The organism is Bacillus cereus group sp. RP43 (genome assembly GCF_040459645.1).
Classification (GTDB): Bacteria; Bacillota; Bacilli; order Bacillales; family Bacillaceae_G; genus Bacillus_A; species Bacillus_A mycoides_C.
Genome location: NZ_JARVHQ010000001.1, coordinates 2,515,640 through 2,537,534, shown reverse-complemented (window position 1 = coordinate 2,537,534; position 21,895 = coordinate 2,515,640). Strand labels below are relative to the sequence as shown.

Here is a 21,895-nt window from a genome sequence, read left to right as displayed (position 1 = left end):
CGCTCTATTTACAGAAAATATGTTTACCGATTTTTTTAATTTGTGGACGACTCCAAATCCATTTACTTGTCGCAGTATCTGGATTGAAATAATAAAGTGCATTCCCTGTTGGATCCCATCCATTAATCGCATCTAATACAGCCTTTTTCGCTGTTTCATTTGGCGTTAAATATATTTGTCCATCCGCTACTGCTGTAAAGGCTCTCGGTTCAAAGATTACACCTGAAACAGTATTTGGAAACGATGCGCTTGTAACACGATTTAAAATAACAGCAGCCACTGCTACTTGTCCTAAATATGGCTCACCACGTGACTCTCCATAAACAGCGTTTGCCATTAGCTGAATATCATTTTGAGAATAACCGTTTGGAACATTTGTCCCTTTACTTTGTGGTGGTTTATTTTCTTGTGCAGTACCGCCGCTATTCCCTTTATTCGTTGTAGTACCTTTATTAGCGGTGGACTTATCATACTTCGTTGCCTTAACAAGTTTCTGCTTCGTTGTAGCACCCGCTAAACCATCAACAGGTAGTCCAAATTTCTCCTGAAAATTCCGAAGTGCCCAGTATGTACCCCATCCGAAAACACCATCTACTTTTCCCGTATAAAATCCGTTATATTTCAAACGAGATTGCAGTTCAATAACATCTTCACCAGATGCCCCTCTTTGAATAACTTGATTCGAAAAGGCTTCTACATTTTTCATTTGTACACTACTTACCATTAAAGATAGCCCGATAAAGACGAGTAAAATCGCTATCTTAAAGACAGTCTTTTGATGCATGTATTTCCCTCCTTAATTACGGAAATGATTTCATGGTTATGTTTTGTAAAACCCTCGCTTTTATGTAAAGAAGTCAAAAAAATCCAAACTTATATGCTTAAAGAAATATGTAAACAATATACAAAAAGAATAAAAGGAGCTTATTATGAAGCAACTCATTACACGTACAGCATTTATAATTTCTTTAATAACAACATGTTCAAATATATATACGGGTCCATCTATAGTTCACGCACAGCCGCCCTATGCAAAATGGGGTAAACTGGCCGTTGAAAAAACGAAAGAACAATATCCGAAAGCAGAGATTATTGATTACCTTCATATAGGTAGAAAACCAAAAACTATTCAAATAACAGTTGAAAAATTTAAATTGTGGCTTCGTGAGAATGGAAAAGAATATGGTGTTTTTGTTGATGTAGAATTCGATACGAAAACAGAGAAGTTTTTAAAGATGTCATTTCAGAAAACAAGTCGATAGAACAAATAACCCCCTCTGTTTTAAGTAAAACAGAGGGGGTTATTCATACACATTTAATAATGAAAGTTATTGTTTTAAACTTAAAGATCGATTCCCTAACATTTTCACCAATCCACAAATAACTCCAATTACAACCGCTATTCCGATACTATATAAAAGTACTTTCCCATATCCACCTATTCTCGGATCGAGAAACGGATATGGGTACCAATTCACGAATGGACCGCGGATTAAGCTATATACAACATATAAAAGCGGGAAAACAAGCCAACTCGTAGCCTGTTTCCATGTAATGGCCTTCGTAGGTGGATTTATAACCCAATCTAAAATCATTGCTAATGGCATGATGTAATGGAGCACAGTATTTACCCACGGTATCGGCGTTTGAAGTGACTCTTCTAATCCCCTTAATAACAAAAAATAAATAAGTCCCGTTGTCAGTATGTATACTGTAGCTGCGCCGCGAAGAACTCCAAACTGCTCGGAACGTCCGAATGTGGCTGTCCCCAAGCTACTTAATAGTAGAATTACCGCCACTAAAATATTACTTTCAATTGTGAAGAAGCTAAAAAAGTTAACTGGATTGAACGGTTTCACTTGTGCCCTTGTAACAAATTGAGTAATAAGTGCACTAAACGCTAGAAGACTTAATAACAGTCTATAAATCGCTATCATTTTTGCACTTCTCATAAAACACCTCATTTCTCTTCTTATTTATGATTGGAATTCTCTTTTATATGCTCTATAAATAACTTTAATGGTACGAGGCCACGTTTTGGCATGTGACTACTAATTACAGCTATGAGCTCTAACTGCGGAATGATAATAATGTATTGTCCTCCGTATCCCATAGCAAAATACATACAATACGGTATGTGAAATCTTTCGTTATGTAATACCCACCAGTGATATCCATATGCCCCGACATGTTCATACGTTTCAAATAGAGCTGTATTTGATTCTGCTAACCACTTCGATGATACAATTTCATTCCCCTTCCAATATCCATTGTTCAAACATAATTTTCCTAACTTTAATAAGTCTATAGATTTCATTTTCATACCGAATCCGCCAACATATATACCTTGCGGGTCTTGTTGCCACTCATACTCCGTAATGTTTAACGGCTCAAATAAATATTTTTTCGCGAACTGCTCCGTCGACATTCCAGTTGCTTGTTGAATGATGTAACTAAGTAAGTGAGAAGAGCCTGAATTATAATTCATTTTCGTACCCATTTCTTCAATGAGCGGCTTTTCTAAAATGTATTGCACCCAATTGTCTGATTCCACAAAGTCATTTGGGAAAATAACCCCATTTCCGAACTCTTGCCAATCTTCTCCTGTTGTCATCGTTAATAAATGATACAGCGTTAGTTCCCTCTTTTTCTCCGGTGCATTTTGAATCCATGTTGTGATTTGTGTATGTATATCATTTATAAATCCTTTATCAATTGCGATACCAATTAATATAGATACGATACTTTTTGTAATCGAATTAATTTTAAATAAGTCATTTGCACAGTCTATCGTTTTATAGTACTCAGTCGTTAATTCCCCCTTTTGATAAACAAGAAATGTATTAACCTTTTTCTTTTCAAATTTATTTTGTAATTGCTCGAAATTCAAGAAATCTTCCTCCATCTAAATGCTTATATTGTATTTATTGTTTGTCTCATTTTATCTCGTTCTCTCTATTAAATCATATTTGTTTTTAAAACAAAAAAATAAACTTGCCAGCATTTAATAGCTGACAAGTTTATTTTTATAATTTCGTTCGAACGTTCCAAAGCTCTGGGAAGAAGCATTGATCAAGCACTCGCTTTAAATAAGATACGCCAGAAGAGCCACCTGTTCCCATTTTATGACCAATAATTCGTTCTACCGTTTTCATATGACGGAAACGCCATTGTTGTAGCCAGTCTTCAATATCTATTAATTTCTCTGCAAGCTGATATAAATCCCAATATTTTTGCACGTCCGCATATACTTCTATCCAAGCCGCTTCTACAGTTGCATCCTCTTCGTAAGGCTGCGTAACATCACGATTTAACACATCTTTATGAATTGGGAATCCTTCTTTAACAAGGGCTTGTATCGCCACATCATACAAACTTGGTGCATGAAGTGCTTTATGAAGACGAGCATGTAATTCTGGGTCCTTTTCATAAATCTTTAATGCATGTGGTGTTTTATAACCAAGTGCATATTCAATCATTCGATATTGATACGATTGAAAACCTGAAGCCTGACCAAGTGAATCACGGAACTGAATATATTCTGATGGCGTTAATGTCGCAAGAATATCCCAAGATTGAATAATTTGCGACTGAATTTTTGATACACGTGCTAACATTTTAAAAGCTGGTGGTAATTTATCTTGTTTAATAGATTCAATTGCTGCATTTAGTTCATGTAAAATTAGTTTCATCCAAAGCTCACTCGCTTGGTGGATAACGATAAATAACATTTCATCATGATGATCTGATAATCTTTGTTGACTAGATAATAAGCTATCTAGCTGTAAATACTCTCCGTACGTCATATTCTCCTTAAAATCAGTGTGAATCCCTTTTTCCATAATTACCTTTTCGTTTTCTTTCATATTAGTCAAACGCCCCTTTTAACATTTCTATTTATATTGGTCTAATAACAGCGCGAACTGGACTTCCATCTGCATCTGTTAATGCAAGTGGTAAGGCAATAAGTTCGTAATCGCCGTCTGCTACGTGATCGAGTACGACATTTTCTAAAATGTGAATTCCATGTTTAAATAATTGATGATGTGCTGCTAGTTCTTTATCATCTAAAGGATCAACTGATGGTACGTCCACCCCGATTAAACGAATTCCCTTTTCAGAAAGAAAGAGTGCAATATCTGCGCGTAAATGCGGGATTACATCTGGGAATTCATTTGCTTTACCATGTGAAGATGTACGTAATAATAATCGCTCTACACCTTCTAATTTAAAACGTTCTAATTCCTTTTTACCGATACTCTCCAGCCCTGACACATCGATAACTCGTGCTGCGCCTACATATACGTGTATATCTAAATCTAACACCTTATTACCGTCATTATCGAAATGAAATGGTGCATCAATATGAGTACCTGTATGGATACTCATCGTTAACTTTCCGACATTTACTGAACCACTGTCTTCTTTTGACCATGAAACTTCATACGAGAACGGTGTATCCCCTGGCCATGTCGCGATATCATTATTTAGCGGTTGTGAAATATCAATCCACTGCGATGTTTTCATGCTTACGCCACAACCTCTCGCTTATTTTCAAAGTTTTTATATTCTTCATTTTTCATAATTTTCTTTAAGATTTGTACAGAGTTCCATACTTCCTCATACGTATTGTATAAAGCAACAGGCGCAAGTCTAACTCCATTTGGAGCTCTAAAGTCTGGAATCACTCCATTTGCTTTTAACGCTTTACATATACGTGCCGCCTCAGCATGTTCTAAATAAATATGCCCGCCTCGTTTTTCATCCTCTAGCGGATTTCCGATTGTAAATCCCATATCCTTTAACTCTAATTGAATTAAATCGAGCATATATCTCGTAATATGTAATGATTTTTCACGTAACTTTTCAATGCCAGCTTCTTTAAAAATTTCAAGAGAACCGATTAATGGTGCAGTACTTAATACGTGAGGTGTCCCTATTTGATAAGCTCCAGCATGGTCAGCCGCAGTTAATGAATGCTCCATATCAAATTGCTTATCTTTTCTAGAACTAAACCAACCAGATAATCCTGGGAGTCTATTAAAGTGTTTATTATTTACATAAAGGCCTGCAACACCACCAGGACCTGCATTTAAATATTTATAATTACACCATACAGCGAAATCTACATCCCACTCTTTAAAATGATGCGGAATAGAACCGATTGAATGACATAAGTCAAAACCGATATGAATACCACGTTTATGAGCTTCAGCTGTTAATCGCTTCATATCAAGAATTTGTCCGCTTCTATATAGTACAGAAGGCAATAAAATTAAAGCGATATCATCGGTCATCGCATAAATAATATCTTCTTCTGAAAGTCTTCTACCATCTCTACTTTTCACTTGAACTAGATGTTCCTCTGGATCTAATCCTTTTAAACCAATTTGACTTTGAAGCGCATATATATCTGATGGGAACGTTAATTCATCCGCAAGAATTTTTGTTCGTATTCCTTTCGGCTCATAAAACGTTGCAATAACCTGATGTATATTCGTAGTTGTGGAACCGGTTACAATTGTTTCTTCCGGTAAAGCCCCAATAAGAGGTGCTGTCAATTCACCCAATTTCTCCGAAAGGAAAAACCACGGATGCTCACCTTCAGTCCATCCATCAATTCCAAACTCTTTCCATGAATCTAGCAAGGTAAGTAACGATTTTTCTGCTCTTTTTGAAAGTAACCCTAAAGAGTTACCATCTAAATATATTGTTCCTTCTTTTTTATAAAATTCAGATTGAAAATCTTTCAGTTCATCATGTTTATCACATTCAAGCGCATACTCATAAGTTGGTTGAAATGGTTCTTTATACATGGTGTCACCTTCTTTTAATTTTCTTTTTATTCTAACTAATTGAAATATATCACTTAAATTGATATAACGTCAATGATATTATGTCAGTTGACTTTATATACGAACTTCTTTTACAATACAATTATATTTTCAGATATTTCAGTATAAAGAGGTGATTCCTTGAAAAATTCTACTCTTTCAACAAGAAAACACCGCTCCTTAGAAACAAAAAGGAAACTATTACATTCCGGTTATACTATTTTTATAAGAAACGGATTTCAGAAAACTACAATCACGCAAATTATTAAACATGCAGAAACTGGTTATGGAACAGCATATGTATATTTTAAAAACAAAGATGCTCTCCTCGTCGTTTTGATGGAAGATGTTATGAATCGCTTTTATAATATTGCTGATCGCTCTTTTTCACCTCAAACAAAGTTAGACGCATGTGATATGATCCAAAGTCAAGTTAGAGCCTTTTTGCAATTAGCGGAAGAAGAACGAGATATTTTGCAAGTTGTCGAAGAAGCAATAGGATTATCAAGAGAGATAAGTCAAAAATGGGATGAGATTCGTGAACGCTTTATAAAAAGTATTATGCAGGATATTACTTACTCTCAAGAAAGTGGATTGGCGCAGCCTGAATTAAATAAAGAGATTGTAGCACGTGGTTGGTTCGCGATGAATGAAATGTTTCTTTGGGAAATTGTGCAAAATGATAAAAAGCTAGATTTAGAAGAAGTTGTACATACATTGACAGTGATGTATACGGCAGGTCTATATAAATAGCACACCCTTTACTCATAAGGTGTGCTATTTTTCATCTATAAAAATATTTTATCGGGATACGGTAATGCTAAAGGTGGCTTTTCAGATAAAGGGAAATATTTTAGTTTTACAGATTCTCCATCAACTGCTTTTAACCCGCCTCCGATAATTCCACACTCAAATACAACAACAATATACTCTACTTGATCTCCATTCGAATATGTATGACGAAATTCTTTCCCTCCAAATACCCCTTTTTCTTTTTTCACTTTTATTTTTAATCCTGTTTCTTCCCACACTTCTCTAACAACCGCTTCTTCTGGTGTTTCTCCTGGTTCGATTGCCCCTGCTGGCAAACTCCAGTGTTCTCCTCCAGGATATTGAAATAAGATTTCCCCCTGCTCATTTTTAATTACAGCAGCTATACTCGGCATAAAAATAAGTTCAGATCCTAATTTTTCACGAAGTCTTTTATAATATATTGACATCGGCATTTGATTTTCTCCCTCGCAATAAATAACTGTATTTTCCGATAATTATTATATAATATTATTAATATCAATTTCTATCTAGAAAGGAAGATCGAATGTCACAAGAAAAACTAATAAATCATTTTCTATCATTTTTATCCGTTACAAAAAAGCCTGTAAGTTTAAATTTTTTAAATGAACTTGTTAAAGCTCATCAAGAGAAAGTAACGTGGGAAACTCTTACTAAAATAATTGACTGGGAAAAAGGTAATAAAACAGGTAATTACTTTCCTTCCATCAAGACATACATAAATCGAATTACAACTAAAGGTATGGGCGGTACTTGTTGGACTCATTCTATTGGATTTCATTGGCTATTATCAAATCTAGGTTTTTCTGTGCAGTTTATGTATATGGATCCTGGACATTTATGCTTACGTGTTAACTTAGAGCAACCTTATAATGTCGATGTTGGTTACTGTGCACCTTTATTTCAAGCATATCCACTTTATGAATCATTTCAAGTAAGTAATGTAAGAGAAACTTTTACTTATCAAGTCTCAAATAACATAATTGAAATTACTAGAGATCCAGGGCCAGCAAAAATCTTAAATACAGAGCCAATACATTTAACAAGTATGAAAGAACTCATTATAAAGTCTAATGACTGGCATTCTTCTCCTGTATTAAAGAAAATTCAAATTTTCGGTTATATCGATGGCATTCCAACTTCTATTAATGATAATATTTTAAAACGATATTTCCAAGGTAAGAAAAGAGAGCATAACCTTACCTCTTTTGAACTTACTTATTGGATAACAGAAAAATTTTGTATTAATAAAAAAATGTACCAAACAGCTACTGAAATTTTTAATGAGAAAACTTCAAAAAAATAAACTGTTACTCAATATGTTAAGTAACAGTTTATTTTAAATATTTTATTAACGATACGATGATACAAAATAGCGATGTAAGTAAAAGCAGCAGCCCCATATTCTTATTCTCTTTTTCATCCTTCTTAACGTTTTGTATCCCCATACCAGCAACCACGAAACCTAACAGTAATTGTAAAATAAGCATACTTTGTTTCGAATCATTATTCCAACTATAGATGGAATAGACCATTACAACAATTGCGAGTATGAATGTGATAATTCTAATCATAAAAGCACCCCCTGTTTGATTCTATTGTTTTAACCTACTCACCATTCCAACAATAAACTTATACTCAGCTCTATTTTTTCTTACTTTCTTAAAGCCCTCTTTCGTATCAAAAATAAAACACGTTTTCCGAAACCAAATTCGTACATATAAAGACTCAAAATAAATAGGTTTGATAATTCCTCGTTCCTCAAATTCAGTTCCATCTTTATTTTCAGTTTCTGTTCGAACGAACCATCTATTCCCGATTCCAATTTCAATATACTTCACATGCTAACCCCCTTCAGGAAATCTTCTTTCTAACTATTCTATTATTTCCCTGGGAAGCGCACATTCCGACAGAACGTGAGCCCACAAAGAAAAAGTAGATTACAAAAATCTACTTTTATAGCCTAATTTTTTGCATACGTTTATAAAATGTACTGCGTGGCACATCTAATAGTTTGGCAGCTAATGAAACATTTCCATTTTGTAACTCAATTTATTTTGATTTCCCATCATTGTCTGTAATAAAATGATATTTACGTTTCGCATATTTCCCGTCCATTTATATTTTGAAAATTGATTACAAATAACAATTTCTCCATCACTATCAATTTCATCTAAAAAGCGGTGAATTAAATATAGTTTATTTTGATGTATTTGAATGCTAATTCACGTTCAATCGCATGGGCAATTGAAGTTACCATGATGTGAAGACTCAATCGAACAGGAGAAATAGTGTTTTCAACATAATTAGAAAAAGATACAAGTATGTTAAAAATTCGAATATTTTAATGCGCTTCTTTATTCTTTTTTAGTAGCACTATATTTTGTATAATGGATCCAAAGAAAATACATAACCAAAACCATTTTTGCGGATTGTTATTTATAAAGAAAACTATCATCGCTATTGCGAATAAAATAGTGGATGCTAAGCTAATATATAATTTCGTTTTAATCTCCATTAGGCTTCACTCCCTATCATTTTACAGTACATAGTAACTCTTCATTTTTCATCTCTATTATGTACTCTCGTAAAACATATTCTTTCCCTCCATGTTTTTCATACCAATCATGTATTCTTCTAACATGCATCTTGTCACTTCTAATTTTAGTTTCAATTTCTTCATAATTTTCATAACTATCGTATTCCCATATTGCAAATACTTCATTCGTACCATCATTATTATCTTTCATCCAGCGTCCTATTAAACGAGAACCATATTTTATTTGATTAGGTAAATTCGTGTTATTGAAATGATCATTAAATATTTCTATGAATTCATCTTTTACTATATAATACTTCCTTCTGTAAAACATACCTCTTCACCTCTTTTATGAAAAGTATCAGTAAACCTCCCCATTATTACTGTATTATAATACTTACCATCCGATAGCCTTTTATCATTTTTCAGAACGCCTTCTACTTCAAAACCTAATTTTTCATAGAGCTGAATGGCTTTCTCGTTTGTCTCTAACACTTGTAATGATACCTTTTTCACTTCATTTTTATCAGCCCAATTGATAGATTGTTGTAATAGACTCTTACCGATTCCGTATCCCCAAAACTCTTTTAAAATACAAACACCGAATTCAACTTTATGAGACAACCTCTTTAAATCAGATCCTTCACACCTTGAAAATCCAACGATTCGATTGTGAACTTCTACAACTAAAAAGAGATTCTTCCTTTTTTCACTATCTGTTTTTATTATTTCCTGAAAACCTATCTTATCTATAAATCCCTCTCCAGCTTCTCTATCCATATTTTCAGTTTCTCCATCGATCTGAATTCTAATTTCTGATAACTGCTCAGCGTCTGTTTCAGCTGCAGATCGAATTGTATAAGTTAATCCATTTATATGAAACTCTTGTCCTTTTATAATCATTTCAAACTCCTTTTAAATGCAGTCTATTGGCGCTATTACAATTGCTTTACCTTGTTTCTCAAATTCTTGAATTGCCTCTTTACTAGCCTCTTCATCTGTTATTATAAGGGCAATTTCTTTCAGTGACTCTCCTTTTATAAAGCAGTCTATTCCGAGTTTATTATGAGGAGCTAAACAAATATTCCTTCTAGCGATTTTACTTACTGTTTTTCCAAAATAAGCAACTTCCGGTGTTGCAGTACTTATACCATGTAATGAAATGCCTCCACCTGTAGAGAAATAAAGATCAATAGATAATCTACTTATCAATTCAGAGGCAAGTGTATCTGTCATATTTCCTGAAGGTTTTACCTTACCACCAATTAAATACACTTCTATGTTCTTATATTCTCGTAACGAACTAGCTATCTCTATAGAGTTCGTTATAACTGTAAATGATGTTTCAGGTAAAAATTTTAACATGGCACAATGAATTGAAGCCCCACCAATAAAAACGGAATCTCCTTCTTGTATATAAGATACAGCAACTTTAGCAATTGCTTCTTCGTATATTGAACTATCACTAAAACGTTTAAATGGTTCAGCAGCTAAGTTTCTCACTCGCGTAAGTTCAATTGCACCTCCGTGAGTTCTTTTTAATAAACCATCCTTCTCCATAATAGACAAATCTCTTCTTATAGAATCGATAGACATGTCGAAGCTTTCCGCAAGATCCTTTGCGATTACTCTTCCATCTTTCTTAAGCAATTTTAAAATGTTCTCTCGACGCTCTTCAGTAAACATGTTCTCACCACCATTATTGAAGATTCAGAAATTTAAACTTCATATTAATTATATGCACGTTTCTTCCGTTTTACAATATTTTCAATTCTTATTTCCCCAGCTTTATGCGAGTTTTTTCTCTCTTTCTATTTCATTAATTTTAATACCAAATACATGCATATTTGCATATTCCACAAAAAGACTCCCATTTATTTCCCTGATGATGTAAAATTATTCCTATGTTTTACTTTTTAATACAGAAAGGAATTACTATGAAATCTTTAATTAAAGTAACTTGTACAGCATTAATATTTACAGGAATAATGGCAGGATGTAATGGTAGTACTGCACCAAAACAAGAAAAGAGCGCTCTCGAAAAGAATGCAATGCATTATGGGGAAATATTTAAAAACGGATACTATAGAGCAACAGTTGAAAACGCAAAATTTGAAAAAATAGACAAAGAGTGGCGTCTTACAGCTCGTGTTACAATTAATAATGCTCGTGCTGACGGACAAACAATAGATCTTACAGAAATAAAATATTTCATAAAAGATGAAAAAACTGGTGAAAAATACGAAGGTGAATTTATACAAAATGAAAACGCTGAAAAGGTTCCATCTGAGTTCTCTTTAACTACTGACATTGTATTTAATATGAAAAATTCACCAAAAGATTTAAATAATATGTATTTGTACATAGATAGTAAAGTTGCTCCATTAACAAATACATATTGGAAGCTTGATAATCTAGTATCAAAATAAAAAACAGTCTTAAATGACTGTTTTTTTGTTATCGAACTTGTAAACTTCAGCAAAAGAAACTCTCTTTATTATAAGTTACTATACAAATTTGCATTTCTTTATACCAATCTCTTGTGAAATATTTCAATGATATCTCTCCTAAAACATTTTAACATCCAAGAAAAGCAATACATTCACTTATTATATCATTCCAATAACCATTTTTTCTAAAGAATAAATGCAAAACTGTAAATATTCCGCCTATTATTTCTAAAACTTCAGAATATTTACAGAAATGTGAAATTAGAATACATTTTACATGTACAAGTTTTACCTGTACAAAAATCTAAACAAAAAGGGATGGTTATATGTTGAAGAAATTAGTAGCAGGGACATTAGTAGCAGGTTTTGCATTAACTGGAGGATTAGGAGTAGTAAGTGCTGCAGAAAAAGATAATACAATTAAATCATTTGATTATTTAAAAGTTGATGAAAAGAATGTTAATTCATTCACAAAATTAAGCGATCAATCAAAAAAAGACATCCAAATTACTATGGTACTACCTAAGCAAAATGAAAATGGAGATTGGTTAGCTTATGGCTTTACTAGCAGAGAAACATTGAATGCTTTTATTGAAAAGGATAAAAAGGCACTTAAAAATCAAATTAACCCTTTAGGTAGTGGTGCTGGTAGTACCGATTTTTATGAGCATCAAAATAAAGGTGGACAGTATATTTATTGGAGCAGCGGCTTTAAAAACCTACCTTCTAGCTGGAACGACAGAATTTCTTCTGTAAGTACAGCTTCACCTTCTGCAAGTTATTCAACAACGCTATGGGAACATACTTCAACACAAGGATATGGAAAAGGTGTCTCCTTTAGACACTCTGATTGGTATGGTCAAACTGCTAATTTAGCTGCAGATTGGAACGATATAACTTCAGCTATTGAAATTAAATAGTAACAGGGCATTTCAATTGAATAGGTGGAACTATATTTTTATATAGTTTCACATAAATTGCTACTTAAATATTATTAGATAATTGAAAGACCAGTCATTTTAGACTGGTCTTTCACCCTTCAAGCATGTACAGCGTGTCTTACGGCCTACAATAATGCTTCATAAATCGATTCAAATAAATTAGAGAATCCTGACATTATTCACTATCAAAACTCTTCTGCAATTTCCGAATGTAAATAATTTGACCAATATGGTACGCATTATGAGTCGTTACATTAGCTAATACTTCCCACCACTTCGCAGATACAGGAAATCCAATTACATCACTTTCAACCTTGTCTTCATTTATTAGACTTTGCCACTGTAACAGTTTCTCTAATAGTTTTTCTCTTAACTCTTCAAATGTTTGATTATCAGATAGCATAAAACTTTTGTTATTATCACCAATAGCGGGCACGGCATTAACATTTGATTCTTTATACCTAGTTTGCCACGTCGAGTTCCAATACAGTAAGTGTTGTACAATTTCAGCTATACTATTACTCTCTTCATTCGGTTTCCAGAAAGCTTCTCTCTCAGATAAATCCTTAACTGCATCTGAAAATGGAATATACCAACTAGGATCATTCGCATTTGCTAATAACTGATCTGCTAAAACGTCTTTAACATGGAACACTTTGCTTCCCCCCGTTAAAAAGATTCATTTCATGACAATACTCACTTCTCTATATACGCTGAGTTTGCAAGATTCCCTTTTTTTAGTCTCAATCCCATACATATGCACATAAAGAAACCGAAAGCACCTAATCCATACGCTGCAGTATAACCAATTTCCCCAATAATCCATCCCGCAAGTCCTGGTCCAATCATTTGACCAACTGCATAGAAAACGGATATAAAACTAATTGCCATTGAGACATATTTGGGGGATACTTGCTTTGTTGCTGCAACTTGAATTAATAAAAGGATTCCTCCGAGGCTAGAACCCCAAATAATTGCCGATATGATAAAGCCAGTTATATTTCCCAATATAATTGGAATCATATCACCTATTACAGCTAATAAAAGCGCAATACTTAACGCCCTCTTTATACCAATCCGATCCGAAATCAATCCCCAGACAGGAGCTCCTACGATTGAAAACATACCAGCAATCGCATAAACAGTTCCCGAAATTGATGCCGACATACCATTATTAATCATAAAACTAGTTTGATATAAATTTGGAATTAAATAAACAACGCCCACAATAAAATACATCCATGCAATGATGTATAACTCTTTCGTTTTCCATAAAAACGACTTATCATTCCTTTCCCCCTCATCTTCAGTAACTTCTGGATTCTTCAATACAATTGAGGCAATGAATACAACGATACATGTAATAACGCCAAACAAAAACCATGAACTACGCCAACTATACTCTGGAAATGTACGTACTACATAAGGAACAATTATTCCACTAAATAGCATGCCTATGCCAGCACCGCTTAATAACAGTCCCATTACAGTTCCTCTTTTGTCTGGAAACCATCCTACAGTTATTGACATGAGTGGTGTATATACAAGAGCACTACCTGCTCCAGCACATAACATACAAATAGAAGCTATCAAAAATGAAGAAACAACTGCCAATCCTATTAAACTTATAACGACAAGCCAACTCCCTATTAATAAAACTGATTTTGCTCCAAAACGAATGGTGAGTATTCCAGATGTTCCGACTGTTAATAAATATCCTAAAAAGAGTATTGTCCCTAACATGCCTGATTGTGAAGTAGATATTTGGAGTCCCTCTTGCATAAAAGGTAATATAACCCCGTATGCCATACGAGCAAACCCAGTCGTTGTTATAATAAGAAACATCCCTGTTAATACAAATATCCAAAAATGTCTTTCATTCCGCTCTTTCATTTAAATTCCTCCATAAAAAGTTATTTCCAATTGGATGTTGTTTGTAATTATAATGACCATTACCAAAAGCAACTACCAAATGACGGAGGAATTTACGGTATAGCGGATTATTCCTGTTTTACGTTAATAAATACGTAAAAGTTCTGATGGATTCATTCCATACTTTTTACGAAACAACTCTGAAAAATGACTGACATTATTGTATCCAACTGCAACTGCTGTTTCGGTCACATTACTATTTCCCGAACGCAATAAATCTATCGCATGTTCCATACGTTTTTCTCGTAAATATGCAAATGTGGACGTCCCAAATAATTCTTTAAACCCAATTTTTAATTTATAATCATTTAATCCTACTATTTTAGCCAATTCTAATAATGATGGGGGTGACTCCATTCGTTGCAGTAAAATTTCTTCGGCCAGTTTTATTTTATTCAAATCCTTTTTTGATAATTGACTCCTTTTATTTGCGTCACGATCATTAAGCAACACTCTCCCAAAATGTATAGAAAGCAATTCGAGCGCTTTACTTTCTATTTCTAGTTGACTAATACGATCCTTTTTGGGATGCTCTATCATTCTCTTAATAAGATTAGATGTTATAGTATCAATTGGATTTTGAAACTTTTTAAAAGATTGATTTCCTAATATAGAATGAAAATCAAGACTTTTTTCAATAGCATTATTCAGCATAAAATGATTAAACAATGGTACAGGAATTCCAATAGCTAGTGAATATAGAGGGTTCTCTTTTTCATATTCAAATAAAACATCAAAATCATTCATAAAATATAAATAGCTATTTCCAGACATTAATTCATACGAAGAATGACCGATTTGCACTTCTCCGGACCCTTTCAAACAAAAATTAAGCTCCACCATTGCTGCATCAGATGCAAACTGGATGCGATGATTTTTATAAAATTGATAATTTGATAACACAATTTCCATCCCTGAAAATGAAGTCCATCTTCGTATTTTACCCTTACCTATTGTTTTAGGAACATTCATATGTCTTTCCTCTACAACTTGTAAACCCTGAAAATATTTATGAAAAATATCATGAAAACCGTTAGTCTCCATGAAATCCACACTCCTTTTATGTAAAAACTAAAATTTAATTGATAATCGATTTCAATTATAACAAATATCTTTATACAATAAATAGATTTTCTCTTTATAACTCGTTATGATTAAAGAAAAAGAAAGCGAGCGAAAAATGAATAAAAAAATTGCAGTTATTACCGGTGCTTCAAGTGGATTCGGTCTTTTAACAACACTTGAACTTGCAAAAAAAGACTACTTAGTCATTGCTACAATGAGAAACCTTGAAAAGCAAGTAAACTTACTATCTCAAGCTGCGAAACTCAACTTACAACAAAATATAAAAGTTCAACAATTAGATGTAACAGACCAAAGTTCTATACATAGCTTTCAATTATTTTTAAAAGAAATACACAGAGTAGACCTTCTCATTAATAATGCAGGATATGCAAATGGGGGCTTTGTAGAAGAAATTCCAGTAGAGGAATACAGTAAACAATTTGAAACGAACCTTTTTGGAGCTATATCAATCACTCAGCTTGTCTTACCATATATGAGAGAACAGAAAAGCGGAAAAATCATTAATATAAGCAGCATTAGCGGCCAAATCGGATTCCCTGGTTTATCCCCTTACGTTTCTTCAAAATATGCATTAGAAGGCTGGAGTGAATCCCTTCGTTTAGAAGTAAAACCTTTCGGAATAGATGTTACTTTAATTGAACCTGGTTCTTATAACACGAACATTTGGGAAGTTGGCAAAAAACTAGCTGAGAATTCCTCCGAAGCTGCCTCTCCTTATAAGGAATATATGGATAAAATTCAAAAACATATTAATAGCGGCAGTGATACATTTGGTAATCCGATAGATGTTGCTAATAAACTCGTTGAAATTGCTGAAGCGAAACGTACTACATTACGATATCCAATTGGAAAAGGTGTAAAATTTATGATCTTTGCGAAGAAGGTTCTTCCTTGGAGATTGTGGGAGTTTCTTGTTTTGAGGAGTTTTAAGAAGATGCAACTTTAACACGAATAGTAACCATTTATCATCTTTCAGATAAATGGTTACTATTTACTTTATGATCTCAACATTTGTACCATCAATACCTATTATTATAAGTGATTGCTCTTTATATTTTTCACGAATCCATTTTAAAATTACGGTAAAATCCAAAATAATCCATCCTCTTATATCTCTCGCATCAATATTTTTTTATTATGTAGCTGGTGGAACGAAGTAAAATAGCATCGAAGTCATACAAATAAATGCAAATAATCCAATTATCGAAAAAATATATTCTTTCGATTCTCTATCATACTTCCATTCCATCCATGTCCTTAGGATCCACGTAACCCCTAAATAAGTGAAAATGATAAACCAAATATTAGTGCTTTCGAATTTAAAGATGTAAATAAAACTAATTATTAAATAAACAAAAAACAGTCCTATTTCCAATTTTTTATGTAAGCTATTTACATATTTATTATATCCCCAAAACCCGCTCTTTGGCATATTCAATTTTCTTCTTAAAAATCGATCCAAAAAGTAGCCCGCTATACAAAAAACAAAAATTATAATCCAAAATGTATAGGTCCTCAATATCATTCCTCCTATTACTTCATTGAATTGTTTAAAATAAAGTGAACTATATTAACGGTTATTGAACGAGTATTCTTGAATGATCTTCATTAAAAATGATCGCTTCTGCACGTAAGAAAGGTCTTTTCAGTTCTTCTCTCCCTCTTACTTTAAATTTATACTATATTAAAGGAAGAAATATAGTATGAACCCTGTTATTATTAATGCTGCAACTCCTAATAATGAAATCAAAAACTCACGCGATTCCTTATCATATTTCCACTCCATATATGATTAAAATCCATATAACGTAATAAAAAATAAAAGAGGTACATAGCCCATAAATATACGATTTGGAAGAAAAGTGCTTATAGTAATAACAACTATATAAGAGAAAATGATAATTCTATTTCCCCACTTATGTGTATCATTCACATATTGGTTATTCCATCCTTTTTGTTTCGGTATATTTAACTGTCTTCTCGCTATTCTTTCAAAAACCAATAAAGATAGCACCCATAAAATTAATAAAGCTATTTTTGTAATTGACAGAAAATCCCTCCTTTTTATTTTTTTACTTTAATTTTCTCCGGCTGATCACTCGGATACGTAGCATATGCATCATTTTCATAATCCCAACTAATAATGGTAGCACTATCTCGTCCTAATTGATGATGAACGTGTTCTAACACATTATGAATATTTTCTTTTAGCCCAATATTATTTCCATTCATATCATTATAAAGATTTAATGGTGTTTCATAACAGCGTTCCCCGCATTCTAATACCCCATCTGTCACCATTACAATTCGATTCTTTCCAGTACGTAATTCACGAATTCCTGAAGAATAGCAAGGAACGGGTAAATCAAATGTGTTTACATTTCCAATCCATTCGTAAAAGTGGCGTTGATTCAATGTATATTGTCCTAATTTATGTAATTCTTCATGAAATACATAAACCAAGCAATCACCTATCGAAAGCCACCATATGTAATTTTCTTTTCTTACGCATATTAAGCAAGCAGTTTCACCTTTTACTTTTTCGCACTTTTCTTTAAATGAGAGGGATTGAAAAATCATAAGTATATAATTTTCAACAGATCGAAATACGGTTTCAATTGATTCTTTCATAATCGCTTTTATATTTTCATATTCTTTTTGGATTGTATTTACTACTAAATCAACACTTTCTGCACTATTATGTCCGTCTAATATAACGGTGAATTCCCAATCACCATTCGACCAAACTAATGCACCGTCTTCATTCTTTTTTGCTCCGGCACTTATATTCCCGCCGTATTTACCAAGTACGATATCACCATATTGCTTTACTGAAACTTCGTCTAAACACATTTCCCTACTTCCAACCCATGAATATTGTGTATTATTTGTTGTATGCATACTCATTTACCATATACTTTCGTATTCTTTCGCATAGTTTTTTAATTTTCTCTGAATCTCCATGTGGTGCACCAGTCCAATTTGCTACTTCAGTCGGTGACCAAAACTCTTTTGGTGTATTTGGATAACGCGGTATAATGTGCATATGCATATGTGGTACACCATTTCCTGAAACGAAAGTATAAATATGTTCTGCACCTTCGCATTCTTTTAGCGCTTTACTTACTCTACTTGTTATCAGCCCGAATGCTTTTGCCTCATTTTCAGTTAATTCAGCGAGACCAGGTACATGTCTTTTTATATCAATCATTACATAACCAAGATATGTTTCTTCTTTATCCCAATGGACATGCCCAACGTATATGAGAGCATCTTCATAAATAGCACCACCTGGAACTATAATGTTTCCTTTATGTTTTTCGCAAATAAAGCAGTTTTGTTCTGCTTGCTTGTTTATTGGCATATCCATCACCATCCTTTTCATATATAATATCATAAAAAAAGGAAAAATAGGTTTTATATTCCGAAAATTCACTCACTTAACTTTACAATTCCATTAAAATCATATATACGATTCAATCAAATTTCATATTTTAAATTTGCAACTCATTATTTCTTCAAAACTGTAATCCCGATACCAATTATAATCCCAATCGCTATTCCGATTGCTATATTATCAGTAAATACACCAGGAATTACGCCGATTACAACACCTATAGCGACACCAATTGTCATTGCATCATTTTTTTTTTATTTTTAGACAAAATTGTATCTCCTCTCATCATTTCTCCTTATATAATATCCATTTACATAAATGTATTGATATTATAATATATTCGCTATTCCTCTTGAATATTTCCAAAAAATGTACTTTAAACTTTAAATATATTACTTTTCCATTCCCCCTACATAATCCTCTTCATTTGAAAGGATTTTCAAGTCACCATTACATATACATGGGCATTTACTATAAGAAAGATCAGTAATTCATTGAAGGAGGAACGATTCAAATGCATCCTCATTGGAATCCAAATATAAATCAACAATATGCTTACTCCCCCCATCCCGTAAGAAATACACTGCATTATGATTCGCAATATATGATGCAGCGCATCGCAAGCCTTGAAAGCCAATTAGCTAAATTGATCTCTTTAATCGAAGAAAACAATCATTTAATAAAATCAATGGAACAACAGCAAAACCAAGTTTGTGCACCAGCTGGAGGTTCTGTTATTGTACGTATGTAATTCAAATGCAAAAAACACACTTTGGAGTATAAAGTGTGTTTTTTGCATTATTTTCTTTTTGTATGAAACCCTTGTGTAATTCGGTCTAATATAATCGCAATGACGACGATAGCTATTCCAGCTTCAAATCCCATTCCGATATTTACTTGTGTAACTGAGCGATATACATCGACTCCAAGTCCTGGTGCCCCTACAAGTGAAGCCGTTACAACCATTGATAACGAAAGCATAATACTTTGATTCACGCCAGCCATGATTGTTCCGGTTGCGAGCGGTAATTGTACTTTAAATAATTTTTGTGATGCGGTAGAACCAAACGCATTCGCAGCTTCAATTAAGTCTTCTGGAACTTGTCTAATTCCTAAGTCTGTAAATCTGATTGTCGGTGGCATAGCAAAGATTACTGATGCAATAATTCCAGGTACTACACCTACTCCGAAAAATGTAATTGCGGGAATGAGATATACGAATGCGGGCATCGTTTGCATAAAGTCTAATGTCGGTTTTAAAAATTTTGAGAAACGTTCATTTTGCGATGCTAATATACCAATTGGAATTCCGACAATGATTGAAATAATAACGGAAGTAAGTACGAGTGCTAATGTTTGCATCGTTTGTGCCCAGTAGTTAATATTTAAAATAAATAATAATCCGATGAGCGTAAAAATGACTAAAGATAATTTTCTCGTTGTGTACCAAATGAGGAAACATAAGATAATAATCATCAATATAGCTGGTATTATTATTAAAAAATTAGTGAGCAAATCAACGAATCCACCGATAATATAAGAAAACCCTCGGAACAAGCCTTCAAAGTTCTCATATAAACTCGCAACAAATGAATCGACCCATTCACCTAACGGAATGCGCGGAATATTATTCATCGTCTTTCACCTCTTCCTCGATGTTTCCTGCAAGAGCTTGAATGACACTTTCACGTTTAATAATTCCTCTTAACCTTTTCTTTTCATCAATTACGGGTAATGGATATTTCATCTCCGCCATTTTTGCATACGTTTCTTCCAGTAATGTATCTAAATATACGTGCGGAATATCGTTAAGTAATAAATCAGCAATTGGCCACTGTTTTTGTACTGCTTTACTTGCATCATCTGCGGTTAATATACCTAAAAACTCATACTTTTTGTTTACAACATATACTGTAGAAACACCCGCATTCCTCATAATTTGAAGTGCTACGCGAGGTCCACGATCGATCAATAACGTTTCTGGTCTTTTTAAAATAGATTCTGCCGTAATTACTTTTCCTAAATTCACATCCGCAACGAATTTCTCTACAAATTCATTTGCAGGGCTCATCATAATTTCTTCCGGTGTTCCAATTTGGACAATTTCTCCATCTTTCATTAATGCAATACGATCACCAATTCGAAGAGCTTCATCTAAATCATGTGTAATAAAAATAATTGTTTTCTCCATTTTGTCTTGTAGCTCTAATAATTCATCTTGCATTTCTTTTCGAATAAGCGGGTCTAATGCACTAAATGATTCATCCATGAGTAAAACATCTGGGTCATTCGTAAGCGCTCTTGCAATACCAACTCGTTGTTGCATCCCGCCACTAAGTTGACTTGGATAATTATCTTTATGATGATCAAGTCCTACTAACTGTAGCGATTCTAACGCTTTATTTTCTCGTTCTTCTACTGGAACTCCTTGAATTTCTAACCCGTACGCAACGTTTTGTATCACTGTACGGTGCGGAAATAAAGCGAACTTTTGAAACACCATGCTCATCTTCGTTCTTCTTACTCTTCGTAACTCTTCTTTTCCCATCGTCGCGATATCTTCACCATCTATGTATATATGCCCCGCTGTCGGTTTAATTAATTGATTTAACATTCGAACCAATGTAGATTTCCCACTACCAGACAAACCCATAATAACGAAAATTTCTCCAGTGTATACTTCAAACGTTGCCTTTTTCACACCAACGTTCATTCCTGTCTCCTTTAAAATTTCGGATTTGCTTTTTCCTTCTTTTAATAAGGTAAGCGCTCGTTGCGGATGTTTCCCAAAGACTTTTGTTACATTTTCAACACGTACCTTTGTATTATCCATGTCACTACTCCTTTTCTACCCATCTATTTACATAGTGTTGCGATTTTACAGAGAAATATTACATAAAAATGACATATATAAGATTTCTTTA

At 33.5% G+C, this 21,895-nt stretch carries 29 protein-coding genes and 3 pseudogenes; 7 read left to right on the top strand and 25 right to left on the bottom strand.

From position 1 onward, the window contains the following. Positions 1 to 4: 4 nt before the first annotated feature. On the bottom strand, positions 5 to 784 hold the full coding sequence (sleB, locus tag QCI75_RS13460) for a spore cortex-lytic enzyme (protein ID WP_144507111.1): 780 nt from the start codon (positions 782 to 784) through the stop codon (positions 5 to 7). Positions 785 to 929: 145 nt separating this feature from the next. Between sleB and QCI75_RS13455 the strand changes: the two genes are divergently transcribed. Next, positions 930 to 1,262: a DUF3889 domain-containing protein gene (locus tag QCI75_RS13455; RefSeq protein ID WP_353760651.1), complete on the top strand. Its 333-nt coding sequence runs from the start codon at positions 930 to 932 to the stop codon at positions 1,260 to 1,262. 66 nt (positions 1,263 to 1,328) lie between these two features. Here the strand turns inward: QCI75_RS13455 and QCI75_RS13450 are convergent, their stop codons facing one another. From QCI75_RS13450 to kynU, 5 genes are all read right to left on the bottom strand, one after another. After that, positions 1,329 to 1,952, bottom strand: a complete 624-nt coding sequence (locus QCI75_RS13450; protein ID WP_144507108.1) for a Pr6Pr family membrane protein — start codon at positions 1,950 to 1,952, stop codon at positions 1,329 to 1,331. Positions 1,953 to 1,972: 20 nt separating this feature from the next. Beyond that, entirely contained in the window at positions 1,973 to 2,890 is a 918-nt protein-coding gene (locus tag QCI75_RS13445; protein ID WP_144507107.1) for a serine hydrolase domain-containing protein, read from the bottom strand. Between the two features lie 136 nt (positions 2,891 to 3,026). Continuing rightward, the gene (gene kynA, locus QCI75_RS13440; RefSeq protein ID WP_144507106.1) at positions 3,027 to 3,866 is read right to left on the bottom strand and encodes a tryptophan 2,3-dioxygenase; all 840 of its coding nucleotides are present in this window, start codon (positions 3,864 to 3,866) and stop codon (positions 3,027 to 3,029) included. A gap of 31 nt (positions 3,867 to 3,897) precedes the next feature. After that, on the bottom strand, positions 3,898 to 4,527 hold the full coding sequence (gene kynB / locus QCI75_RS13435) for an arylformamidase (protein WP_144507105.1): 630 nt from the start codon (positions 4,525 to 4,527) through the stop codon (positions 3,898 to 3,900). A gap of 2 nt (positions 4,528 to 4,529) precedes the next feature. After that, the gene (gene kynU / locus QCI75_RS13430) at positions 4,530 to 5,816 is read right to left on the bottom strand and encodes a kynureninase (RefSeq protein ID WP_353760650.1); all 1,287 of its coding nucleotides are present in this window, start codon (positions 5,814 to 5,816) and stop codon (positions 4,530 to 4,532) included. A 159-nt stretch (positions 5,817 to 5,975) separates the two neighbouring features. Between kynU and QCI75_RS13425 the strand changes: the two genes are divergently transcribed. Then, on the top strand, positions 5,976 to 6,587 hold the full coding sequence (locus QCI75_RS13425; protein ID WP_098890177.1) for a TetR/AcrR family transcriptional regulator: 612 nt from the start codon (positions 5,976 to 5,978) through the stop codon (positions 6,585 to 6,587). A gap of 35 nt (positions 6,588 to 6,622) precedes the next feature. Here QCI75_RS13425 and QCI75_RS13420 read toward each other — a convergent pair whose 3' ends face one another. Continuing rightward, positions 6,623 to 7,060, bottom strand: coding sequence for an NUDIX hydrolase (locus tag QCI75_RS13420; protein WP_353760649.1), 438 nt, complete (start codon positions 7,058 to 7,060; stop codon positions 6,623 to 6,625). Positions 7,061 to 7,152: 92 nt separating this feature from the next. Between QCI75_RS13420 and QCI75_RS13415 the strand changes: the two genes are divergently transcribed. After that, positions 7,153 to 7,932 carry an arylamine N-acetyltransferase family protein gene (locus tag QCI75_RS13415; protein WP_353760648.1) on the top strand — a complete coding sequence of 260 codons (780 nt, stop codon included), beginning with the start codon at positions 7,153 to 7,155 and terminating at the stop codon, positions 7,930 to 7,932. Between the two features lie 28 nt (positions 7,933 to 7,960). On the opposite strand, the gene QCI75_RS13410 is transcribed toward QCI75_RS13415, so the two are convergent. From QCI75_RS13410 to QCI75_RS13380, 8 genes and pseudogenes are all read right to left on the bottom strand, one after another. Further along, positions 7,961 to 8,200 carry a DUF3953 domain-containing protein gene (locus QCI75_RS13410; RefSeq protein WP_144508448.1) on the bottom strand — a complete coding sequence of 80 codons (240 nt, stop codon included), beginning with the start codon at positions 8,198 to 8,200 and terminating at the stop codon, positions 7,961 to 7,963. A 21-nt stretch (positions 8,201 to 8,221) separates the two neighbouring features. After that, entirely contained in the window at positions 8,222 to 8,467 is a 246-nt protein-coding gene (locus QCI75_RS13405) for a DUF3977 family protein (protein ID WP_144508449.1), read from the bottom strand. A gap of 115 nt (positions 8,468 to 8,582) precedes the next feature. Beyond that, positions 8,583 to 8,678 (bottom strand): helix-turn-helix domain-containing protein, encoded by a 96-nt coding sequence (locus QCI75_RS30540; protein ID WP_425290603.1) that lies wholly within the window; start codon positions 8,676 to 8,678, stop codon positions 8,583 to 8,585. An 83-nt stretch (positions 8,679 to 8,761) separates the two neighbouring features. After that, a pseudogene (locus QCI75_RS30535) lies at positions 8,762 to 8,886 on the bottom strand (helix-turn-helix domain-containing protein); the annotation flags it as partial. An 84-nt stretch (positions 8,887 to 8,970) separates the two neighbouring features. After that, positions 8,971 to 9,144, bottom strand: a complete 174-nt coding sequence (locus tag QCI75_RS13395; RefSeq protein ID WP_186320980.1) for a hypothetical protein — start codon at positions 9,142 to 9,144, stop codon at positions 8,971 to 8,973. A 16-nt stretch (positions 9,145 to 9,160) separates the two neighbouring features. Next, positions 9,161 to 9,499, bottom strand: a complete 339-nt coding sequence (locus QCI75_RS13390) for an NIPSNAP family protein (RefSeq protein WP_144508450.1) — start codon at positions 9,497 to 9,499, stop codon at positions 9,161 to 9,163. After that, complete coding sequence (locus QCI75_RS13385; protein ID WP_144508451.1) at positions 9,472 to 10,068, bottom strand: GNAT family N-acetyltransferase; 597 nt, start codon at positions 10,066 to 10,068, stop codon at positions 9,472 to 9,474. The genes QCI75_RS13390 and QCI75_RS13385 overlap by 28 nt, the downstream gene beginning before the upstream one ends. Positions 10,069 to 10,080: 12 nt before the next feature. Then, a complete protein-coding gene (locus QCI75_RS13380; RefSeq protein WP_144508452.1) occupies positions 10,081 to 10,851 on the bottom strand; it encodes a DeoR/GlpR family DNA-binding transcription regulator in 771 nt (256 codons plus the stop codon). Between the two features lie 251 nt (positions 10,852 to 11,102). On the opposite strand from QCI75_RS13380, the gene QCI75_RS13375 reads away from it, so the two are divergent. Next, entirely contained in the window at positions 11,103 to 11,594 is a 492-nt protein-coding gene (locus tag QCI75_RS13375) for a hypothetical protein (protein ID WP_144508454.1), read from the top strand. A 347-nt stretch (positions 11,595 to 11,941) separates the two neighbouring features. Further along, positions 11,942 to 12,535, top strand: a complete 594-nt coding sequence (locus QCI75_RS13370) for a hypothetical protein (protein ID WP_002147420.1) — start codon at positions 11,942 to 11,944, stop codon at positions 12,533 to 12,535. 196 nt (positions 12,536 to 12,731) lie between these two features. Here QCI75_RS13370 and QCI75_RS13365 read toward each other — a convergent pair whose 3' ends face one another. From QCI75_RS13365 to QCI75_RS13355, 3 genes are all read right to left on the bottom strand, one after another. Next, on the bottom strand, positions 12,732 to 13,211 hold the full coding sequence (locus QCI75_RS13365) for a DinB family protein (protein WP_071746145.1): 480 nt from the start codon (positions 13,209 to 13,211) through the stop codon (positions 12,732 to 12,734). Positions 13,212 to 13,252: 41 nt separating this feature from the next. Continuing rightward, positions 13,253 to 14,449 (bottom strand): MFS transporter, encoded by a 1,197-nt coding sequence (locus tag QCI75_RS13360; RefSeq protein ID WP_353760647.1) that lies wholly within the window; start codon positions 14,447 to 14,449, stop codon positions 13,253 to 13,255. Between the two features lie 123 nt (positions 14,450 to 14,572). After that, positions 14,573 to 15,532 carry a helix-turn-helix domain-containing protein gene (locus QCI75_RS13355; protein ID WP_353760646.1) on the bottom strand — a complete coding sequence of 320 codons (960 nt, stop codon included), beginning with the start codon at positions 15,530 to 15,532 and terminating at the stop codon, positions 14,573 to 14,575. Positions 15,533 to 15,668: 136 nt separating this feature from the next. Between QCI75_RS13355 and QCI75_RS13350 the strand changes: the two genes are divergently transcribed. Next, positions 15,669 to 16,520, top strand: a complete 852-nt coding sequence (locus tag QCI75_RS13350) for an oxidoreductase (protein WP_353760645.1) — start codon at positions 15,669 to 15,671, stop codon at positions 16,518 to 16,520. Between the two features lie 189 nt (positions 16,521 to 16,709). Here QCI75_RS13350 and QCI75_RS13345 read toward each other — a convergent pair whose 3' ends face one another. The 5 genes and pseudogenes from QCI75_RS13345 to QCI75_RS13325 form a co-directional block, all read right to left on the bottom strand. Further along, the gene (locus QCI75_RS13345) at positions 16,710 to 17,093 is read right to left on the bottom strand and encodes a DUF4181 domain-containing protein (protein ID WP_353760644.1); all 384 of its coding nucleotides are present in this window, start codon (positions 17,091 to 17,093) and stop codon (positions 16,710 to 16,712) included. A gap of 165 nt (positions 17,094 to 17,258) precedes the next feature. Further along, a pseudogene (locus QCI75_RS13340) lies at positions 17,259 to 17,576 on the bottom strand (DUF4181 domain-containing protein). Between the two features lie 62 nt (positions 17,577 to 17,638). Next, a complete protein-coding gene (locus QCI75_RS13335; RefSeq protein WP_353760643.1) occupies positions 17,639 to 18,475 on the bottom strand; it encodes a PP2C family serine/threonine-protein phosphatase in 837 nt (278 codons plus the stop codon). Further along, complete coding sequence (locus tag QCI75_RS13330; protein WP_070170223.1) at positions 18,459 to 18,950, bottom strand: HIT family protein; 492 nt, start codon at positions 18,948 to 18,950, stop codon at positions 18,459 to 18,461. The genes QCI75_RS13335 and QCI75_RS13330 overlap by 17 nt, the downstream gene beginning before the upstream one ends. 134 nt (positions 18,951 to 19,084) lie before the next feature. Next, positions 19,085 to 19,257, bottom strand: a pseudogene (locus QCI75_RS13325) (glycine zipper domain-containing protein). 228 nt (positions 19,258 to 19,485) lie between these two features. Here QCI75_RS13325 and QCI75_RS13320 point away from each other — a divergent pair. Further along, positions 19,486 to 19,722, top strand: a complete 237-nt coding sequence (locus tag QCI75_RS13320) for a hypothetical protein (protein WP_144508920.1) — start codon at positions 19,486 to 19,488, stop codon at positions 19,720 to 19,722. Positions 19,723 to 19,769: 47 nt separating this feature from the next. Here the strand turns inward: QCI75_RS13320 and QCI75_RS13315 are convergent, their stop codons facing one another. Both QCI75_RS13315 and QCI75_RS13310 read right to left on the bottom strand, forming a co-directional pair. Next, on the bottom strand, positions 19,770 to 20,606 hold the full coding sequence (locus QCI75_RS13315; RefSeq protein WP_353760641.1) for an ABC transporter permease: 837 nt from the start codon (positions 20,604 to 20,606) through the stop codon (positions 19,770 to 19,772). Further along, positions 20,599 to 21,804 (bottom strand): quaternary amine ABC transporter ATP-binding protein, encoded by a 1,206-nt coding sequence (locus QCI75_RS13310; RefSeq protein ID WP_000370621.1) that lies wholly within the window; start codon positions 21,802 to 21,804, stop codon positions 20,599 to 20,601. The genes QCI75_RS13315 and QCI75_RS13310 overlap by 8 nt, the downstream gene beginning before the upstream one ends. Positions 21,805 to 21,895: the final 91 nt, after the last annotated feature.

Coding starts and splice junctions, on each gene's coding strand:
- sleB (WP_144507111.1), bottom strand. CDS start 784: ATGCATCAAAAGACTGTCTTTAAGATAGCGATTTTACTCGTCTTTATC.
- QCI75_RS13455 (WP_353760651.1), top strand. CDS start 930: ATGAAGCAACTCATTACACGTACAGCATTTATAATTTCTTTAATAACA.
- QCI75_RS13450 (WP_144507108.1), bottom strand. CDS start 1,952: ATGAGAAGTGCAAAAATGATAGCGATTTATAGACTGTTATTAAGTCTT.
- kynA (WP_144507106.1), bottom strand. CDS start 3,866: ATGAAAGAAAACGAAAAGGTAATTATGGAAAAAGGGATTCACACTGAT.
- kynB (WP_144507105.1), bottom strand. CDS start 4,527: ATGAAAACATCGCAGTGGATTGATATTTCACAACCGCTAAATAATGAT.
- kynU (WP_353760650.1), bottom strand. CDS start 5,816: ATGTATAAAGAACCATTTCAACCAACTTATGAGTATGCGCTTGAATGT.
- QCI75_RS13420 (WP_353760649.1), bottom strand. CDS start 7,060: ATGCCGATGTCAATATATTATAAAAGACTTCGTGAAAAATTAGGATCT.
- QCI75_RS13415 (WP_353760648.1), top strand. CDS start 7,153: ATGTCACAAGAAAAACTAATAAATCATTTTCTATCATTTTTATCCGTT.
- QCI75_RS13410 (WP_144508448.1), bottom strand. CDS start 8,200: ATGATTAGAATTATCACATTCATACTCGCAATTGTTGTAATGGTCTAT.
- QCI75_RS13395 (WP_186320980.1), bottom strand. CDS start 9,144: ATGGAGATTAAAACGAAATTATATATTAGCTTAGCATCCACTATTTTA.
- QCI75_RS13390 (WP_144508450.1), bottom strand. CDS start 9,499: ATGTTTTACAGAAGGAAGTATTATATAGTAAAAGATGAATTCATAGAA.
- QCI75_RS13385 (WP_144508451.1), bottom strand. CDS start 10,068: ATGATTATAAAAGGACAAGAGTTTCATATAAATGGATTAACTTATACA.
- QCI75_RS13380 (WP_144508452.1), bottom strand. CDS start 10,851: ATGTTTACTGAAGAGCGTCGAGAGAACATTTTAAAATTGCTTAAGAAA.
- QCI75_RS13375 (WP_144508454.1), top strand. CDS start 11,103: ATGAAATCTTTAATTAAAGTAACTTGTACAGCATTAATATTTACAGGA.
- QCI75_RS13370 (WP_002147420.1), top strand. CDS start 11,942: ATGTTGAAGAAATTAGTAGCAGGGACATTAGTAGCAGGTTTTGCATTA.
- QCI75_RS13360 (WP_353760647.1), bottom strand. CDS start 14,449: ATGAAAGAGCGGAATGAAAGACATTTTTGGATATTTGTATTAACAGGG.
- QCI75_RS13355 (WP_353760646.1), bottom strand. CDS start 15,532: ATGGAGACTAACGGTTTTCATGATATTTTTCATAAATATTTTCAGGGT.
- QCI75_RS13350 (WP_353760645.1), top strand. CDS start 15,669: ATGAATAAAAAAATTGCAGTTATTACCGGTGCTTCAAGTGGATTCGGT.
- QCI75_RS13335 (WP_353760643.1), bottom strand. CDS start 18,475: ATGCATACAACAAATAATACACAATATTCATGGGTTGGAAGTAGGGAA.
- QCI75_RS13330 (WP_070170223.1), bottom strand. CDS start 18,950: ATGGTGATGGATATGCCAATAAACAAGCAAGCAGAACAAAACTGCTTT.
- QCI75_RS13320 (WP_144508920.1), top strand. CDS start 19,486: ATGCATCCTCATTGGAATCCAAATATAAATCAACAATATGCTTACTCC.
- QCI75_RS13315 (WP_353760641.1), bottom strand. CDS start 20,606: ATGAATAATATTCCGCGCATTCCGTTAGGTGAATGGGTCGATTCATTT.
- QCI75_RS13310 (WP_000370621.1), bottom strand. CDS start 21,804: ATGGATAATACAAAGGTACGTGTTGAAAATGTAACAAAAGTCTTTGGG.